Below are 16,695 nucleotides of genomic sequence, written 5' to 3' on the forward strand. Positions count from 1 at the left end.
TGCGATGCTCCCCCACTGCCTGAAGGGCGTGGGAGGTGCCCCCAGCACCGGACGCCGCGAGCTTTCCGGCAAACCTTTCCGGCCACAGCACTAGCGGCCGCGCAGGTGGTGGCGCTTGCGCCAGGCCACCACCGCTCCGACCAGCGCGGGCACCGCGATGAACGCCAGCGCGATCAGGAAGGCCGGCGAGGTCGGCTTCGCGGCGCGGGCTCCGGCGACCACGTACGCGGCGGTGTTCGGGACCGATCCGAGCGCCGTCGCGAGCAGGAACGCCGCCCAGCGCATCCGGGAGACGGCGGCGCAGTAGTTGGCCGCCCAGAACGGCACCCCGGGGAACAGCCGCGCCGCCATCATCGAGCGGAAGCCGTGCCGACTGAGCTGCCCGTCCGCCGCCTTCAGCCAGCGCCCGCGCAGCAGCGGACGCAGCGCGTCCTGCCCGAGCATCCGGCCGAGCCCGAACGCGATCCCGGCCCCGAGCACGGTGCCCGCGAGGGCCGCGCCCGTGCCGAGCTGCGACCCGAACAGGGCGCCCGCCGCGAGGTTCAGCAGCGGGCGCGGCACGAACGCGACCGTGCACAACCCGTACGCCACCGCGAAGACGGCGGCCGCCGCGGCACCCCCGAGTTGCGGCGGCCAGCCGTGCGCCAGCAGTCTCTGCGGCTCGAACGCCAGCACACAGGATGCCGCCGCCGCGAGCAGCGCGACGAGCAGGGCGAGACGCGACCAGGGTGACAGCAGCGCTCTGGTGCAACGGGCGGCGAAACCCGGCGATATGACGACGGCGGCGACCGGTGCGGCTGTGAACTCCATCGCGGGGTCCCGGGGAGGGGACGTGGTAGCGGCCCGGGGGGAGGCCGTGGCGGTGCCGCCAGAGCGGGTGGTGGCATCGAGCATTCGGCGACACTAACCGACGCGTGTGTGTGATCGCCGTATGGTCCGCCTCATGAGCATGAGAGGCATCTCTCGCTGAACTCGTCGGCACGAAAAACCATTCGACGCCGGCGGACGAGTCGGCGATGCTCTACGGCATGTTCCGGTACGCCTTCGTCCTCGCAGCATCCGCCCTCGCGGATGCCCCGAAGGCTGCCGTCCCGCTCCTCGTGGCCGCAGTCGACGACGCCCGAAGCTGACCCTTCCCGGATCGTCCGGCGGACCCCGCAGGGGGAGGGTCGGCAAGACCTCGGGGTCCCCGTCCCGGCCGCAACTCCCGACGCCGGGGCCGTCACTGAGCACCACGAAGAGGCTACGAGGTACAGCCATGCCCAAGACGGCATACGTGCGCACCAAACCGCACCTGAACATCGGCACGATGGGCCACGTCGACCACGGCAAGACCACCCTGACCGCCGCCATCACCAAGGTCCTCGCCGAGCGCGGCACCGGCACCTTCGTGCCGTTCGACCGGATCGACCGGGCCCCGGAGGAGGCGGCGCGCGGCATCACCATCAACATCGCGCACGTCGAGTACGAGACGGACACCCGGCACTACGCGCACGTGGACATGCCGGGCCATGCCGACTACGTAAAGAACATGGTCACCGGGGCCGCGCAGCTCGACGGGGCGATCCTCGTCGTCTCCGCGCTCGACGGAATCATGCCGCAGACCGCCGAACACGTGCTGCTCGCTCGGCAGGTGGGCGTCGACCACATCGTCGTCGCCCTCAACAAGGCCGACGCCGTCGACGACGGCGAGGACGCCGTGCTGACCGACCTAGTCGAGCTGGAAGTCCGCGACCTGCTCACCGCGCAGGGCTATCCGGGGGACTCCGTACCGGTCGTACGCGTCTCCGGGCTCAAGGCCCTGGAGGGGGAACCGCGTTGGACCGCGGCGATCGACGCGCTGCTCGACGCGGTGGACACATATGTGCCCATGCCCGAGCGGTACGTGGACGCGCCGTTCCTCCTGCCGGTGGAGAACGTGCTCACCATCACCGGCCGCGGCACGGTCGTCACCGGCGCGGTCGAACGCGGCAGAATCCGGGTGGGCGACCGGGTCGAGGTGCTCGGCGCGGAAGTCGAGACGGTGGTCACCGGTCTGGAGACCTTCGGCAAGCCGATGGAGGAGGCGCAGGCGGGGGACAACGTGGCGCTGCTGCTGCGCGGGGTGCCGCGCGACGCGGTCCGCCGCGGGCACGTCGTCGCGGCGCCCGGCAGCGTGGTGCCGAGCAGGCGCTTCACGGCGCGGGTGTACGTGCTGTCGGCCCGTGAGGGCGGCCGTACGACGCCGGTGTCGACCGGGTACCGGCCGCAGTTCTACATCCGTACGGCGGATGTCGTAGGGGACGTCGACCTCGGGGAGACGGCGGTCGTCCGCCCCGGCGACACGGTCACGATGACGGTGGAGCTGGGCCGTGAGGTCCCGCTGGAGCCGGGGCTGGGGTTCGCGATCCGTGAGGGCGGCCGTACGGTCGGCGCCGGCACGGTGACGTCCGTCGCCTGAGGGTGCCGTTCCGAGCGGGTGCGGGGAGGCCGCGGTCTTCCCGCACCCGCACAATGGAGCCGTGAGCGAGCCCATACCCGTCACCCGTACCACCGACTACGGCACCGCCAAGCTGATGCCCGACGTCGACCGTGAGCGGGCCTGGCTCCTCACGGTGGACGGGGCGCCGCAGTCGTACGTCGATCTGGACGCCCCGACGCATCTGGAGTTCGAGTACGCGCGACGGCTCGGCCATGTGCTGGACACGGCCGCGGAGCCGGGGCGGGCGCTGGACGTGGTGCACCTCGGCGGGGGCGCGCTCACCCTGCCGCGCTATGTCGCCGCGACCAGACCCGGCTCACGGCAGGACGTGGTCGAAGCCGACCGGGGCCTGCTGGACCTCGTCGTGGAGCACCTGCCGCTGCCCGTCGGTTCCGGCATCACCCTGCACGCGGCTGACGCCCGCGCCTGGCTGGAGACCGCCCCGCCGTCCTCGGCCGACATGGTGATCGCGGACGTCTTCGGCGGCTCCCGTGTCCCCGCCCACCTGACGACGGTGGCCTACGCGCGTGCCGCCGATCGGGTGCTGCGTCCGGACGGCGTCTATCTGGCGAACCTCGCCGACGCCGCGCCCTTCGCCTTCCTGCGCTCCCAACTCGCCACGTTCGCCGCGGTGTTCCAGGAGCTGGTGCTGATCGCCGAGCCGGCCGTGCTGCGCGGCCGCCGCTTCGGCAACGCCGTGCTCATCGCCGCGCACCGTCCCCTGGACACGGCCCCGCTCGCCCGCCGATCCGCCGCGGACGTGTTCCCGGCCCGCGTCGAACAGGGCGCGGCGCTACGGGACCTCATCGGTGGCGCCGAGCCGGTGCACGACGAGAACGCCGTCCCGTCGCCGGAACCGCCCGACGGCGCCTTCAGCATCGGCTGACCGGGTGCCAGGACTGGCGGTTCGGCATCTGGCAAACGCACGGCGCAGCCCCCTTCCAGCCATAGCTACCGACGGGTAACCTGCTGCTCATGAGCGCAGACCAGATGTCGATCGGCGAGATGCTCGCCGCCACGGTGCCGATGGCCAGGACCCTCAACCTGGAGTTCCTCGAGACCACGCCGGAGAAGGCCGTGGTGGCCCTGCCGGACCGGAGCGACTTCCACAACCACGTCGGCGGGCCGCACGCAGGAGCGATGTTCACGCTCGGCGAGTCGGCGAGTGGCGCGATCGTACTGGCCGCGTTCGGGGAGCAGCTGTCGCGGGCCGTACCGCTCGCCGTCAGCGCCGAGATCGCCTACAAGAAGCTGGCGATGGGCCCGGTCACCGCGACCGCCACGCTCGGGCGCCCCGCCGCCGAGGTCGTAGCCGAGCTGGACGCCGGCCTGCGCCCCGAGTTCCCCGTCTCCATCGCCATCCAGCGCGGAGACGGCGCCGTGACCGGCGAAATGACGGTCGTCTGGACCCTGCGCCCCAACGGCTGACGCCACCACAGGCCGCCGTACGGCGAAGGGCCCCCGGCCGGGTGCGTCTGCCCTGGCCGGGGCCCTTTCGTGGCGGGCGCCGCCGGGACGACGGAGGGAGCGATCAGTCCCGGGCCGTGCGAGGTGCCGCGCCCACCAGCGTGCGGATCTGGAACTCCTCGTACTCCGACGGCTCCTGCTGCGGTCGCAGCACGCTCCCCAGCCACCCCAGCAGGAAGCCCGCCGGGATCGAGACGATGCCCGGGTTCTGCAGCGGGAACCAGGCGAAGTCGATATGTGGATACACCGACGTGGGGGAGCCGGAGAGCACCGGGGAGAACACCACCAGGAGCACCGAGCAGGCCAGCCCGCCGTACAGGCTGAGCAGCGCCCCGTGCGCGGAGAAGCGGCGCCAGAACAGGCTGTAGACCAGGGCCGGCAGGATCGCCGACGCTGCGATGGCGAAGGCGAGGAAGGCCAGACCGGCCGTGCTGATCTCCCACGGCAGCAGGGCCAGCAGCATAGCGAGGACGCCGATGACGACCGCCGCCATCCGCGCCACGCCCAGCTCCTCGGTCTGGGTCGCCTGCCCCTTGCGGATGACCTCGCCGTAGAGGTCGTGGGCGAGCGAGGAGGCGGCGGCCAAGGTGAGTCCGGCCGCGACCGCGAGCAGAGTCACGAAGGCCAGGCAGGAGATCAGCGCGGTGAGCAGGCCGCCGCCGAGGGACTGGGCGAGCAGCAGGACGGTCGCGTCACCCCTGGGGTCGATCTTCGCGATGTTCTCCCGCCCCAGGATCGCGGTCGCGCCCAGGCCCAGGATGCCGGCGGCGAGGCAGACGAAGCCGACGAGCCCCACGGCCCAGACGACCGAGGTGCGCAGCACACGGTTGGTGCGGGGAGCGAGCAGGCGCATCACCACGTGGGGGAGCGCGGCGAGACCCAGCACGATGGCCAGCTCCAGACTGAAGAAGTCGAGCTTGCTGACGGTTCCGGCGCCGTAGCGCAGCCCGGACTCCAGGTAGCGCTGCCCGAGGCCGCTGCCCCGGGCGGCGGCCGACAGCAGGGCGTCGACGTTCCAGTGGAAGCGGGTCAGCACCAGGACCGCCATGATCGCCACGCCGGACACCAGCATCACGGCCTTGACGACCTGGATGAAGGTGGCACCGGGCATGCCGCCGAGCGCGGCGTAGACGATGACGATGGTGCCGATGGCGATCACGCACAGGGTGCGGACGGCCTGGCTCGGCGCGCCCACGAACTGGGTCAGCAGGGCCACACTGCCGACGAGTTGGGCCACCAGGTAGAGCGTGGTGATGACCAGCGTGCAGATGGCGAGGGCCAGGCGCACGGGCCGCTGGAGACGGGGCAGGCGCAGCGCCAGGGTGTCGCCCAGGGTGAACCTGCCGGAGTTGTGCAGGGGTTCGGCGACGACCAGCAGCACCGCCATCCAGGCGACCGTGGTCCCGCCCAGGTACAGCAGTCCGTCGTAACCGGTGAGCGCGACCAGGCCCGTACTGCCGAGGAGGGTCGCCGCGGACAGGTAGTCGCCGCACATCGCCAGGCCGCCCCGCAGCGGCGACATGTTCCGGTCGCCGAGGTAGAACTCGCTGATCTCGTCGCGCTGAGGAGCCGTCAGCAGCGCCGTGAAGAGGGTCACCACGACGACCGACAGGAAGAGGACGAACGTCAGTTGCAGGCTAAACCGGTTCACGACGCTCGCGGAGACCGTCACCACGTGCCGAACCCCCTGGGCTGCGGGGCGCTCGCCCCACGGGTGCCGGCGCGCTCCAGCTCGGTGCGCAACCGGCGCGCCGCCGGGTCGACGCGCCGGCTCATGTGCACGGTGTAGCGCCACACCGCGAGGGCCATCACGGCGAACTGGGCGAGGCCCAGCGCCAGCCCCACGGTGAGATGGCCGACCAGAGGCTGGTTCATCACGCGCGGTGCGAAACTCGACAACAACACATAGAGCAGAAAACCGCCCACGACAAGCGTCACGGTGACTATCGCGAAGGTGCGGAACGCGCCGCGTATCGACTGGAAATCGGGATGCTCGTACAGGGACGGAACTCTCGTGGAATCCTCTGCCGGAGGATTCCAGTCGGCGGGTGACGGTGGATATCCGTTCATGACGCACCTTCTTCGCTGCGTGTGCCGCGCTGCCGTCTTCGGAGCAGGTCAGAGGGGACAACCAGGGACGGGTCGGCCCGGAGGAATGGCCCGTCGAGAACTTCTGGGGGTGCCGAAGCCGGGCTTTTGTGTGGACTTTGTGGGAGGTTTGTGGCGCCCTCGGCCCTCGGGTTCGCGGCAAGGTCGGGGCGGCCCTGTCCGGGGTGGTGACGGGGCCGGATGCGGAGTATCGCAGCGGGGCCATTGAGCTATCAACTGCCTGCGCGGCGTGGATATCTGAAGAGACTTGTTTCCGCATTCCCGGCCGGCCGAGCGCGTCATGCGGGGCGGTCGGCGACCCGCGCGGTGGCCACCCTCGCCGGTGCGCGCGGCTTCGGTTCTTGTCGGCGGACGCGGGAGTTCTTGTTCACTTCATTGACACGAGTCACCGGTGGTCATAGTTTTCCACGCCGTACCCGTGGCGTGACGGCGGCTCAAGACCCGTGTGCTACTGGAGCGTTCAAGGGGCGAACGTGCCGTCGTTGACACGTGTACATGCGGACCACGACGACGTGTCCGCGCACAGAAGGAGTGACGGCCCATGTCCCACGCCCCCACCCGGCGGTCCGCCCTGCGCCTGCTCGGCGGATCCATCGCGGTCGCCGCGGCGGCCACCACGACCGGTTCCTTCGCCCCCGCGCCCGCCCTGGCCGAGGAGAGATCCGCTCCCGGTGCCGGTCCGCGCGTCGAGGCGCTCGTCGCCAGGCTCACCCTCGACGAGAAGATCTCCCTCCTGCACGGCACCACCGACCCGAACTCGCTCGGCCAGGCCGGACACGTCCCCGGCGTACCGCGCCTGAACATCCCGCCTCTCCGCCTCACCGACGGACCCGCGGGCATCCGCGTCACCCGGCACGCCACCGCCCTGCCCGCGCCGGTCCTGCTCGCCTCCGCCTTCGACCCGGACCTCGCCCACCGCTACGGCCAGGTCGTCGGCCGTGAGGGCCGCGCCCTCGGCCAGGACGTGCTGCTGTCCCCGATGGTCAACACCATCCGCACCCCCTACGCGGGCCGCAACTTCGAGACCTTCAGCGAGGACCCGCTGCTCGCCTCGGACCTGGTCGCCGCCGAGATCAAGGGCATCCAGGACGAGGGACTGATAGCGACGGTCAAGCACTTCGCGATGAACAACCAGGAGCAGGACCGCATGGCCATCGACGTGCGGGTCGACGAACAGACCCTGCGTGAGGTGGAACTGCGCGGTTTCGAGGCGGCGATCGCGGCGGGCGCCGGCGCGGTCATGGGCGCTTACAACAAGGTCAACGGCACGTTCGCCTGCGAGAACAAGCCCCTGCTCACCGACATACTGCGCGATGAGTGGAAGTTCGACGGCTGGGTGATGACCGACTGGTTCGCCGCCCACAGCACGGTCGCCGCGATCACCGCGGGCCTCGACATGGAGATGCCGAACGGCACCTACTTCGGCGCGGCGCTGAAGACCGCCGTCCGAAGCGGCAGCGTGCCCGAGCGCTCTGTGGACCGCTCCGTGCGCCGCATCCTCTCCGTGATGGACCGCTTCGGGCTGCTCGACGGCGGCACCCCACCGCGCCCCGACCGCGACGCCGGGGCGGGAGCCGAGGTCGCCCTGGAGGTCGCCAAGGCCGGCGCGATCCTGCTCCGCAACGAACGCCGCACCCTTCCCCTCACCGGCGGAAGCATCGCCGTCATCGGCCCCACCGGCTCCCTCCCCTTCGTCAGTGGCGGCGGCAGCGCCCGCGTCGTCCCCGACCATGCCGACAGTCCCCTGGACGCCATCAGGGCACGAGCGGGCCGCGGTAGGCGGGTGACGTACGCGCTCGGCGAGGACCTCTACGGCAAGGTCGTCCCGCCGAGCTCGCTCACCCCGGGCTTCGACCCCGAGGGGCAGCGGGTCACCGCCGGGCAGACCTGGACCTACAGCGGCATCCTCACTGTCGAGGACCCCGACGAGTGGACCTTCGTCATCCACTACTCGGGCGCCACCCGCCCCACCGTCCGCCTCGACGGGGTGGAGCTGTTCCCGGTGCTGCCCGGTTTCGGCGAGTACTTCTCGGGCGGTCTGGTGTCCACCGCGCCCGACGGCCTCGCCGTCCGCCGCAAGACGCTCGACCTTGCCAAGGGCGCCCACAAGCTGGAGATCACGGCCAAGGGCGGCGACGCGGGTCAGCTCTTCCGGCTGCGCCGCATCACGGGCGCGACCCGCGCGCAGGACGTCGCCGAGGCCGTCCGTGTGGCGCGCACGGCGCGCACCGCGGTGCTGTTCGCCTACGAGGACGCCACCGAGGGCATGGACCGCCCGACCCTGGCCCTGCCCGGCCACCAGGCCGCACTGATCGAGGCGGTCGCGGCGGTGAACCCCCGCACGGTCGTCGTCCTCAACACCTCGTCGTCGACGTCGATGCCGTGGCTCCGGCACACCGCCGCCGTCCTGCAGATGTACTACCCGGGCCAGGAGGGCGCCGCCGCCACCGCAGCCGTCCTCTTCGGCGACGTCGACCCCGGCGGCCGGCTCACCCAGACCTTCCCGGTCGACGACCACCACCACCCGGTCGCCGACGACCCGCGCCGCTACCCCGGCGTTGACGGCACCGAGGAGTACTCGGAGGGCATCCACGTCGGCTACCGCTGGTACGACGCACAGGGCGTGCGCCCGCTGTTCCCCTTCGGGTACGGACTGTCGTACACCACGTTCGCCTACGGCGACCTGAGCGTCCGCAGAACCCCGGGCGGCCTGGACGTGAGCTTCACGGTCCGCAACACCGGGCGGCGTGACGGGATCGAGGTCGCCCAGGTCTACGTCGGGGCCTCGCCGGACCTCCGGCTCGACCAGGTGGTCCGCGTACTCGGCGGCTACCGGCGCCTTGCGCTGCGGGCGGGGGAGCGGCGACGGGTCACCGTCCGGGTCGCCGACCGCACGCTGTCCTCCTGGGACGCCGCACACCACCGCTGGGTGCTGGGCACCGGCCGACGCACCGTCCGGGTGGGCGCCTCCTCACGGGATCTGCGGCTGCACACGACGGTGGAGGTGACGCGGTGATACGACGTCTGGTCATCGGGCTGGCCGCCCTCGCCGCCGCGTTCGCCGTACCCCTTCCCGCCCGGGCCGCGCCGCACGACGACCCCGTCGTCCGCACGACCGCGGGCTGGGTGCGCGGCGAAACCACCGCCGAGGGACGGCAGTTCCTCGGCATCCCCTACGCCCAGCCGCCCGTCGGCGACCTCCGCTGGAAGGCTCCGCGGCCGGTCGAACCCTGGCACGGGGTGCGCACAGCTCGGGACTTCGGCGACAGATGTGTGCAGGGCTCGAGCTGGGACCCCGGGTACGACGAACCGACCTACACCGAGGACTGCCTCGACCTCAACGTGTACGTCCCCGAGGGGTCCGGGCGCCGCCCGGTCATGGTCTGGTTCCACGGCGGCGGACTGACCGCGGGCGCCGGCCAGGACATCGTGCCCGACGCCTTCGCCCGGCAGACCGGCACGGTCGTCGTCACTATCAACTACCGCCTCGGCGCGATGGGTTTCCTCGCGACGGCGGGGCTCGACAAGGAGCCCCGCGACGGCGTCTCCGGCAACTTCGGCATGCTCGACCAGCAGGCCGCGCTGCGCTGGGTGCGCGCCAACGTCGGCCGATTCGGCGGCGATCCGGCCCGTGTCACCATCGCGGGCGAGTCGGCGGGCGGACGTTCGGTCTGCACCCAGCTGGCCTCGCCGACGGCGAGGGGACTGTTCCGGGCGGGCATCATCGAGAGCGGCGCCTACGGCGACTGCGCAGCCCGTACGCACGACACGGCCGTGGCACAGGGGGCCGCCTTCGCCGAGAAGCTCGGATGCGGCACCCTGGCGTGCCTGCGCGGCAAGTCCGCCGCGGAGATCCTCGCCGCCCAGGCAGGCTTCGACTGGGGTCCGGTGGCCGGCGGCGCCTTCCTGCCCGTACAGCCCGCCACGGCCTTCGCTCAGGGAGCCGCCGCCCGGGTGCCGGTCCTCAACGGGGCGAACACGGACGAGGGGCGGCTGTTCGCCTTCTCCTCGTTCGACCTGACCGGCAATCCGCTCACCGCCGAGCAGTACCCGCAGGTCATGCGCTCGGCCTTCGGCGACCGCGCCCTGCGGCGCTACCCGCTGCCGGCCTACGCCTCCCCGACGATCGCATACGCCACCGCCCTCGGTGACACGCTCTTCGCGTGCCCCGCGCTGCGGCTGGACGGCGTGCTCGCCCGGCGCGGACCCGTCTACTCGTACGAGTTCGCCGACCGCACCTCACCGCCGTTCGCCTCGTTGCGCCACCTGCACACCGACTTCGACTTCGGCGCGACCCATGTGAACGAGGTGCAGTACCTCTTCAGGCACTTCGGCCTCGAGTCACCGCTGAACGCGGAGCAGAGGGCGTTGTCGCGGCAGATGGTCCAGTACTGGGGCTCGTTCGTCCGGGACGGGGTGCCGCGCGCCGCGGGGCAGCCCGCCATGCCCGGCCGGCCGGGGCTCGTCCTCTCCCTGAAGACGGCCTCCGGGGGTGGGAACACCCTGAGCGCCGCCGTCGGGCGCGACCACCAGTGCGATTTCTGGGACGGCGGCACGGCCGGCTGAGCCGGTAGGCTTCACGGCGTGCGTGGTGCCGGCCGGGCCCGCGCACGCCGTGAAGGCAGGGCCGCGAATCGGGGAGGAACCGGCGGTGCACGTCCAGGAGTGGCTCGACACGGTCCCAGCGGCCGCCGTCTACGCCGTGGTGGCGCTGGTCATCGGTCTGGAGAGCCTGGGCATCCCGCTGCCCGGCGAGATCGTCCTGGTGTCGGCGGCCCTGCTGTCCTCCCAGCACAGCGACATCAACCCGGTGGTCCTCGGGGCCTGCGCGAGCGTCGGTGCCGTCGTCGGCGACTCGATCGGCTACGCGATCGGGCGCAAGGGCGGGCGGCCACTGCTGGCCTGGCTCGGGAAGAAGTTCCCCAAGCACTTCGGCGAGGGCCATGTCGCGACCGCCGAACGGTCCTTCGAGAAGTGGGGCATGTGGGCGGTCTTCTTCGGCCGTTTCGTCGCCCTGCTGCGGATCTTCGCCGGGCCGCTCGCCGGGGTGCTCAGGATGCCGTACTGGAAGTTCCTGATCGCGAACTTCCTGGGGGGCGTCGTCTGGGCGGGCGGCACCACCGCGGTCATCTACTACGTGGGTGTCGTCGCCGAGTCCTGGCTGAAGAAGTTCTCCTACCTCGGGCTGGTGGCGGCGGCCCTGATCGGCCTCGCCTCGATGCTGATCGTGAAGCGCAAGGCCGGCAAGGCGAGCAGGGCGGCGGCCGGTGAGCAGGAGCCGGAACCGGAGACCGTACCGGCCTCCGAGTGAGCCTCACTACTCCTCGTGCACCTCGCGGTGCGCCCGCGCCAGGTCCGCGTACATCGTGCCGTTCAGCGTGACGACCTCCCGCTCCTCGGCCGTCAGCTCCCGCTTGACCTTCGCGGGGACGCCCGCCACCAGTGAGCCCGGGGGCACCCGCATGCCCTGCGGGACCAGGGCCTGGGCGGCGACCAGGGAGCCCGCGCCGATCACCGCGCCGTTGAGGACGGTGGCGCCCATGCCGATCAGGCAGTCGTCCTCCACGGTCGCGCCGTGGACGACCGCGTTGTGCCCGACGGAGACCCTTTCGCCGATGGTGACCGGGAAGCCCGGGTCGGCGTGCAGCGTGCAGTTGTCCTGGACGTTGCTGCCCGCGCCGACGGTGATCCGCTCGACGTCGCCGCGCAGTACCGCGCCGTACCAGACGCTCGCCCCGGCGTGCAGCGTCACGTCCCCGATCACCACCGACGTGGGGGACACGACCGCCTCCTGATCCACCTTGGGATCCCTTCCGCCGATCCCCGTTATCAGCGCCCTCTGCGTCATGGCCGTCTCCTCGTGGTCGGTACACCGGCACCGTACGCCATCGGTGGGGCGAAGATCACAGGCGCCCGGACGCCCGGTAGGAGTCCCGGCCGATTACGGTAAGCGGGTGCTCAGGAGCAGGAACACGTTCTCATCATGGCGCCGTGGCCTCGCGCAGCGCGCCGTTCACGCGGGCTGGGCCTGGGTGCAGCGCAGGGGGTCGGTGACGAAGGAGCACCCCGGGCGCTTCCGCTTCGGCGCGATGGGAACAGGTACCAGACTCGCCTTCCCGCTGGGGACGGTCTTCGGCGAACCCTGGATCCACCTCGGCGCCCACTGCATCATCGGCGAGCAGGTCACGCTGACCGCGGGACTGATGCCCGACCTGGACCTCGGCCCGGACCCGATCCTGCGCATCGGAGACGGTGTGGTCCTCGGCCGGGGCAGCCATGTCATCGCCGACACCACGGTCACGATCGGCAGCGACTGCTACTTCGGGCCGTACGTCTACGTCACCTCCACCAACCACTCCTACGACGACCCCCATGAGCCGATCGGCAAGCAGTGGCCCCGGATGGAGCCGGTGGAGATCGGGCCGGGCTGCTGGATCGGCACGGGCGCGGTGATCCTGCCGGGGGCGCGGATCGGGCGGAACGTGGTGGTGGCGGCCGGAGCGGTGGTACGGGGTGCCGTACCGGACCACGCGGTGGTGGCGGGGGCGCCGGCACGGGTCGTACGGCGCTGGACGCCAGAAGTCGGCTGGCAGCCGCCGCTGAGGACCCCGGCCCCGGTCCCGATCCCGGACGGCGTCACGCCGGACCAGCTGCTGGCGCTGGCCGAACTCGACGAGGAGGACGTCGCCCGGCTCGCCGAGCTGGAGGCGGAATCCTGAAGTCAGCCGGTCGCGAGCAGCACCGAGCCCACCAGGGCCAGGCCCGCGCCCGCCGCCTGCACGGCGCGCAGCCGTTCGCTGAGGAAGCCGCGCGCCGCGAGCGCCGTGACCACCGGGTAGAGCGAGGCGAGCACCGCCGCCACGGTGACCGGGCCGTGCTGGGCGGCGATCGCGTATGTGCCGTTGGCCGCCACGTCGGCCAGGCCGACGAAGGCGAGCGCGGGCAGGGAACGCCAGGGCAGGCCCTCGGCAGGAAGCGCCGGGGCGCCCCTGCGCAGGGCGACGTACAGGGCGGCTCCGCCTCCGGCGACGTTCGCGGCGCGCTGCACGAAGAGCGCCAGGAACAGTCCGGTGACCGTGGTCGACGCCTCCGCGATCAGCGCGAACACCGTGCCGAAGCCGAGCGCGGCCACGAGTGTCAGCAGGATCGCCTTCCGCTGCACCGGGGCGCCCCTGAGCTGGGGGCCGCCCGCGAGCGCGACGCCGGAGACGGCGACCAGGATGCCCGCCACCTGCACCAGCCCGGGCCGCTCGCCGAGGAACAGCCCGACGCCGACTGGGACCGCCACGCTCAGGGTGGCCAGCGGGGAGACCACGCCCATCGGGCCGAGGGCGAGCGCCTGGTAGAAGGAGAGCAGCGCGACCGGGCCGATCAGGCCCGCGGCGAGCGCGAACCACAGCCGTGGCCCCGCCTCGCTCCAGCCGCCCGTGGCCACCACGATCGCGCCCAGCACGGCCGCGGCGATCGTCTGGGAGACGACGACCACGCTCAGCGCCGGCATGCGCCGGGTCAGCAGTCCGCCGCCGAAGTCGGCCAGGCCCCACAGAAGGCTGGTGGCCAGGGCGAAGAGTGCTGTCATGGACCGCCTCGCAGTACAGTTCAGTGAACGATCGGGTGCATCCCACCCTAGTTCAATCGAGTCAACTCTGTCATACATAATATTGGACGGAATGTGTCGGATCTCGACCTGCTGACCCAGTCCCTGGCGCGCAACGTGAAGCGATGGCGCACCGAGCGGGGTTTCACCCTGGATGCGCTGGCCGCCCGCGCCGGAGTCAGCCGCGGCATGCTCATCCAGATCGAGCAGGCCCGCACCAACCCGAGCATCGGCACGGTCGTCAAGATCGGCGACGCCCTCGGCGTCAGCGTCACCACGCTGCTCGACTACGAGCAGGGGCCCAAGGTCCGCATCGTCCCGGCCGAGCAGGCCGTGCGCCTGTGGCACACCGACGCCGGCAGCTACAACCGCCTCCTCGCCGGCACCGAGGCGCCCGGCCCGCTGGAGATGTGGGACTGGCGGCTGATGCCCGGGGACCGCAGCCCCTCGGACCCGCACCCTGTCGGCACGGTCGAACTCGTCCACGTCACCGCCGGCGAGCTGACCCTCACCGTCGACGGCGTCGAGCACCGCGTTCCCACCGGCGCCAGCGCCTCCTTCGAGGCCGGTACCCCGCACACGTACGCCAACGACGGTGACGTCCCGATGGAGATGGTGATGGCGGTCTCGGTGCCGCCCGTGCGCTGAGTGGTCCTTGCGCTGTGCCCGCCCTGGGCGCGCGGCCCGGCACAGTGCAAGGCCCCCAAGGCACCGGCGGGCCGGGGGAGTCCGGCTGTTAGCGTGCCCTCATGCGCGCACCCATCGGAGACTTCGACCACGCCGTTCCGGCCCCCGACTGCCTCGGGGAACTCACCGGCCCCGTCGCCGACGCGGTACGCCAATGGAGCGGCAGCGTGCCCGCCGAGCAGATCGTGTACGTCGACACCGAGCCCGACTGGGCCGACACGGCGACCTTCCTGGAGCACTACGGCAAGGAGTTGCTCGACCGGTCCGCCAACTGTGTCGTGGTCGCGGGCAAGCGCGGCGGCGAGACAACGCCGGCCGCCTGTGTGGTCCTGTCGGCCACCCGGGTCGACGTCAACGGTGCGGTCCGCCGCCAACTCGGCGCTCGCAAGGCCTCCTTCGCGCCCATGGACGTGGCGACGGGGGAGACCGGCATGGAGTACGGCGGCATCACCCCGATCGGCCTGCCGGACGGCTGGCCGGTGCTGGTCGACTCCAGGGTTGTCGACCTGCCGTACGTCCTGGTGGGCAGCGGCCGGCGCCGCGGCAAGCTGCTGGTGCCGGGCAAGGCGTTCGCGGAACTGCCGAACGCGGTGGTGCTGGAGGGGCTGGGTATCTGAGGGTCTCGGCGCCCGAGGGGGGTGCGGTCAACTCCGGGCGTGGTGGGCCAGGGTCAGGTGCGGGTCCGCCTCGCCCGGGGCAGGCGCCGGGTCCGCGTGCACCAGGGCGGCCGTGAGCCTCGGTACCGCGTGCAGCAGGGCGTGTTCGGCCTCGACCGCGATGGCGTGCGCCCGCCGTACGCTCACCTCGCCGTCGACCACGACCGCCACCTCGGCGCGCAGCCGATGCCCGATCCAGCGCAGCCGCAGTTCGCCCACCGCACGCACACCCGGCACCTGTGCGACCGCCCGCTCCGCCCGGTCCACCAGAGCCGGGTCCACGGCGTCCAGCACCCGACGGAAGACCTCGCGCGCCGCGTCCCGCAGCACCAGCACGATCGCGGCCGTGATCGCCAGCCCCACCACCGGGTCGGCGAGCTGCCACCCGAGCGCCGCCCCGCCCGCGCCCACCAGAACCGCCAGCGAGGCGAAGCCGTCCGTACGCGCGTGGAGTCCGTCCGCGACCAGTGCGGCCGAGCCGATCGCGCGACCCACCCGGATGCGGTGACGGGCGACCCACTCGTTGCCCGCGAAACCGATGACGGCCGCGACGGCGACGACCGGGACGTGCTGCATGGGCCGTGGGTCCAGCAGCCGCTCCACCGCCGTCCAGGCGGCGAATGCGGCGGAGGCGGCGATCGTCAGCACGACCACGATCCCGGCGAGATCCTCCGCGCGGCCGTACCCGTAGGTGAAGCGGCGCGTGGCCGCTCGTCGGCCGAGGACGAACGCGATGCCGAGCGGTACGGCGGTCAGCGCGTCGGCCGCGTTGTGCACGGTGTCGCCGAGCAGGGCCACGGAACCGGACAGCACGACCACCACCGCCTGCGCCAGCGCGGTGGCCCCCAGCACGGCCAGCGAGGACCACAGCGCCCGCAGTCCGCGCGTGGAGGACTCCAGCGCCGCATCGAGCTTGTCGGCGCTCTCGTGGGAGTGGGTGAGGAGGTGGCGGAGGCGGGCGAGTGGGCCGTGCGCGGGCTCGTGGCCGTGCCCGTGGGAGTGCGGATGCGGGTGCTCGTGGGGATGGGGGTGGCGGCTGTGCGTATGCGCCCGGCCGTGCTCATGTCGCACGTGGCCGTCCTCGGCGTGCTGGTGCGCCGTGTGCCGATGCCCGGCGTGCTCGTGCCCCGCCTGTTCGCGCCCCGCGTGCTCGTCTCTCATCCCAGGCTCCTTCCGCCGTGCGGCAGTGGACGGGTATCCGCCCAGGGAGTCATTATGTGCGTATGAGCGCACGCATGCACCTATCATCTGCGCAGGATGCGCAGCCGCGCAGGGACGGCACGGACGGCGACCATCCCCGCACGCCGGGGGAGGAGCAGTTCGCGCTGGCGGCCGAGCTGCTGGCGCTGCTGGGCGACCGCACCCGTCTCGCCCTGCTGCACGCTCTGACCGGCGGCGAGGCCGACGTCTCGACGCTCACCGAGGCGTGCGGCGCGGCCCGGCCCGCCGTCAGCCAACACCTGGCGCGGCTCCGCCTGGCCGGCCTTGTCGACACGCGCAAGGAAGGCCGCCGCGTGATCTACTCACTGCGCGACGGCCATCTGCGCCGGGTCGTGGACGAGGCGCTCAGCCTGGCCGACCACCGGCTCACCGACAGCCCTGCGCACGACTGAGTGCTGTGGCCGGAAAGGTTTGCCGGAGAGCTCGCGGCGTCCGGTGCGGTGCATCGCAAGGCGGAGCGTCGCCCGCGTACCGGATGTACTCGGGCGATGCGACAA

Annotated in this window: 16 protein-coding genes; 10 read left to right on the plus strand and 6 right to left on the minus strand. The window is 72.1% G+C overall.

Going from position 1 to position 16,695, the window contains the following annotated elements:
* Positions 1-90 precede the first annotated feature (90 nt).
* A complete protein-coding gene (locus ACZ7L1_RS12125; protein ID WP_471436425.1) occupies positions 91-894 on the minus strand; it encodes a TVP38/TMEM64 family protein in 804 nt (267 codons plus the stop codon).
* Between the two features lie 364 nt (positions 895-1,258).
* Here ACZ7L1_RS12125 and tuf point away from each other — a divergent pair, with 364 nt between their 5' ends.
* The 3 genes from tuf (at position 1,259) to ACZ7L1_RS12140 (ending at position 3,889) form a co-directional block, all read left to right on the plus strand.
* Positions 1,259-2,440, plus strand: coding sequence for an elongation factor Tu (tuf, locus tag ACZ7L1_RS12130; RefSeq protein WP_471436426.1), 1,182 nt, complete (start codon positions 1,259-1,261; stop codon positions 2,438-2,440).
* A 61-nt stretch (positions 2,441-2,501) separates the two neighbouring features.
* Positions 2,502-3,347: a spermidine synthase gene (locus ACZ7L1_RS12135; RefSeq protein ID WP_471436427.1), complete on the plus strand. Its 846-nt coding sequence runs from the start codon at positions 2,502-2,504 to the stop codon at positions 3,345-3,347.
* Between the two features lie 104 nt (positions 3,348-3,451).
* Positions 3,452-3,889, plus strand: a complete 438-nt coding sequence (locus ACZ7L1_RS12140; protein WP_471436926.1) for a DUF4442 domain-containing protein — start codon at positions 3,452-3,454, stop codon at positions 3,887-3,889.
* 103 nt (positions 3,890-3,992) lie between these two features.
* Here the strand turns inward: ACZ7L1_RS12140 and ACZ7L1_RS12145 are convergent, their stop codons facing one another.
* Both ACZ7L1_RS12145 and ACZ7L1_RS12150 read right to left on the minus strand, forming a co-directional pair.
* Positions 3,993-5,603, minus strand: a complete 1,611-nt coding sequence (locus ACZ7L1_RS12145) for a solute symporter family protein (protein WP_471436429.1) — start codon at positions 5,601-5,603, stop codon at positions 3,993-3,995.
* Complete coding sequence (locus tag ACZ7L1_RS12150) at positions 5,597-5,998, minus strand: DUF485 domain-containing protein (RefSeq protein ID WP_471436431.1); 402 nt, start codon at positions 5,996-5,998, stop codon at positions 5,597-5,599. The genes ACZ7L1_RS12145 and ACZ7L1_RS12150 overlap by 7 nt, the downstream gene beginning before the upstream one ends.
* A 580-nt stretch (positions 5,999-6,578) precedes the next feature.
* On the opposite strand from ACZ7L1_RS12150, the gene ACZ7L1_RS12155 reads away from it, so the two are divergent.
* From ACZ7L1_RS12155 to ACZ7L1_RS12165, 3 genes are all read left to right on the plus strand, one after another.
* The gene (locus ACZ7L1_RS12155) at positions 6,579-9,053 is read left to right on the plus strand and encodes a beta-glucosidase (RefSeq protein ID WP_471436433.1); all 2,475 of its coding nucleotides are present in this window, start codon (positions 6,579-6,581) and stop codon (positions 9,051-9,053) included.
* A complete protein-coding gene (locus tag ACZ7L1_RS12160; protein ID WP_471436435.1) occupies positions 9,050-10,603 on the plus strand; it encodes a carboxylesterase/lipase family protein in 1,554 nt (517 codons plus the stop codon). The genes ACZ7L1_RS12155 and ACZ7L1_RS12160 overlap by 4 nt, the downstream gene beginning before the upstream one ends.
* Before the next feature lie 85 nt (positions 10,604-10,688).
* On the plus strand, positions 10,689-11,348 hold the full coding sequence (locus ACZ7L1_RS12165) for a DedA family protein (RefSeq protein ID WP_471436436.1): 660 nt from the start codon (positions 10,689-10,691) through the stop codon (positions 11,346-11,348).
* A 6-nt stretch (positions 11,349-11,354) separates the two neighbouring features.
* On the opposite strand, the gene ACZ7L1_RS12170 is transcribed toward ACZ7L1_RS12165, so the two are convergent.
* On the minus strand, positions 11,355-11,885 hold the full coding sequence (locus ACZ7L1_RS12170; protein WP_471436437.1) for a gamma carbonic anhydrase family protein: 531 nt from the start codon (positions 11,883-11,885) through the stop codon (positions 11,355-11,357).
* Between the two features lie 106 nt (positions 11,886-11,991).
* On the opposite strand from ACZ7L1_RS12170, the gene ACZ7L1_RS12175 reads away from it, so the two are divergent.
* The gene (locus tag ACZ7L1_RS12175) at positions 11,992-12,756 is read left to right on the plus strand and encodes an acyltransferase (RefSeq protein ID WP_471436439.1); all 765 of its coding nucleotides are present in this window, start codon (positions 11,992-11,994) and stop codon (positions 12,754-12,756) included.
* Positions 12,757-12,758: 2 nt separating this feature from the next.
* Here ACZ7L1_RS12175 and ACZ7L1_RS12180 read toward each other — a convergent pair whose 3' ends face one another.
* Positions 12,759-13,616: a DMT family transporter gene (locus ACZ7L1_RS12180; RefSeq protein WP_471436441.1), complete on the minus strand. Its 858-nt coding sequence runs from the start codon at positions 13,614-13,616 to the stop codon at positions 12,759-12,761.
* A gap of 93 nt (positions 13,617-13,709) precedes the next feature.
* Between ACZ7L1_RS12180 and ACZ7L1_RS12185 the strand changes: the two genes are divergently transcribed.
* Together ACZ7L1_RS12185 and ACZ7L1_RS12190 are read left to right on the plus strand one after the other, a co-directional pair.
* Positions 13,710-14,282 carry a helix-turn-helix domain-containing protein gene (locus tag ACZ7L1_RS12185; RefSeq protein WP_103840250.1) on the plus strand — a complete coding sequence of 191 codons (573 nt, stop codon included), beginning with the start codon at positions 13,710-13,712 and terminating at the stop codon, positions 14,280-14,282.
* A 101-nt stretch (positions 14,283-14,383) separates the two neighbouring features.
* Positions 14,384-14,938: a YbaK/EbsC family protein gene (locus ACZ7L1_RS12190; protein ID WP_471436443.1), complete on the plus strand. Its 555-nt coding sequence runs from the start codon at positions 14,384-14,386 to the stop codon at positions 14,936-14,938.
* Between the two features lie 27 nt (positions 14,939-14,965).
* Here the strand turns inward: ACZ7L1_RS12190 and ACZ7L1_RS12195 are convergent, their stop codons facing one another.
* Positions 14,966-16,138, minus strand: coding sequence for a cation diffusion facilitator family transporter (locus ACZ7L1_RS12195; protein ID WP_471436444.1), 1,173 nt, complete (start codon positions 16,136-16,138; stop codon positions 14,966-14,968).
* A 62-nt stretch (positions 16,139-16,200) separates the two neighbouring features.
* Here ACZ7L1_RS12195 and ACZ7L1_RS12200 point away from each other — a divergent pair, with 62 nt between their 5' ends.
* A complete protein-coding gene (locus ACZ7L1_RS12200) occupies positions 16,201-16,590 on the plus strand; it encodes an ArsR/SmtB family transcription factor (RefSeq protein WP_471436446.1) in 390 nt (129 codons plus the stop codon).
* Positions 16,591-16,695 lie beyond the last annotated feature (105 nt).

It is taken from the genome of Streptomyces sp. NPDC107546, assembly GCF_055639175.1.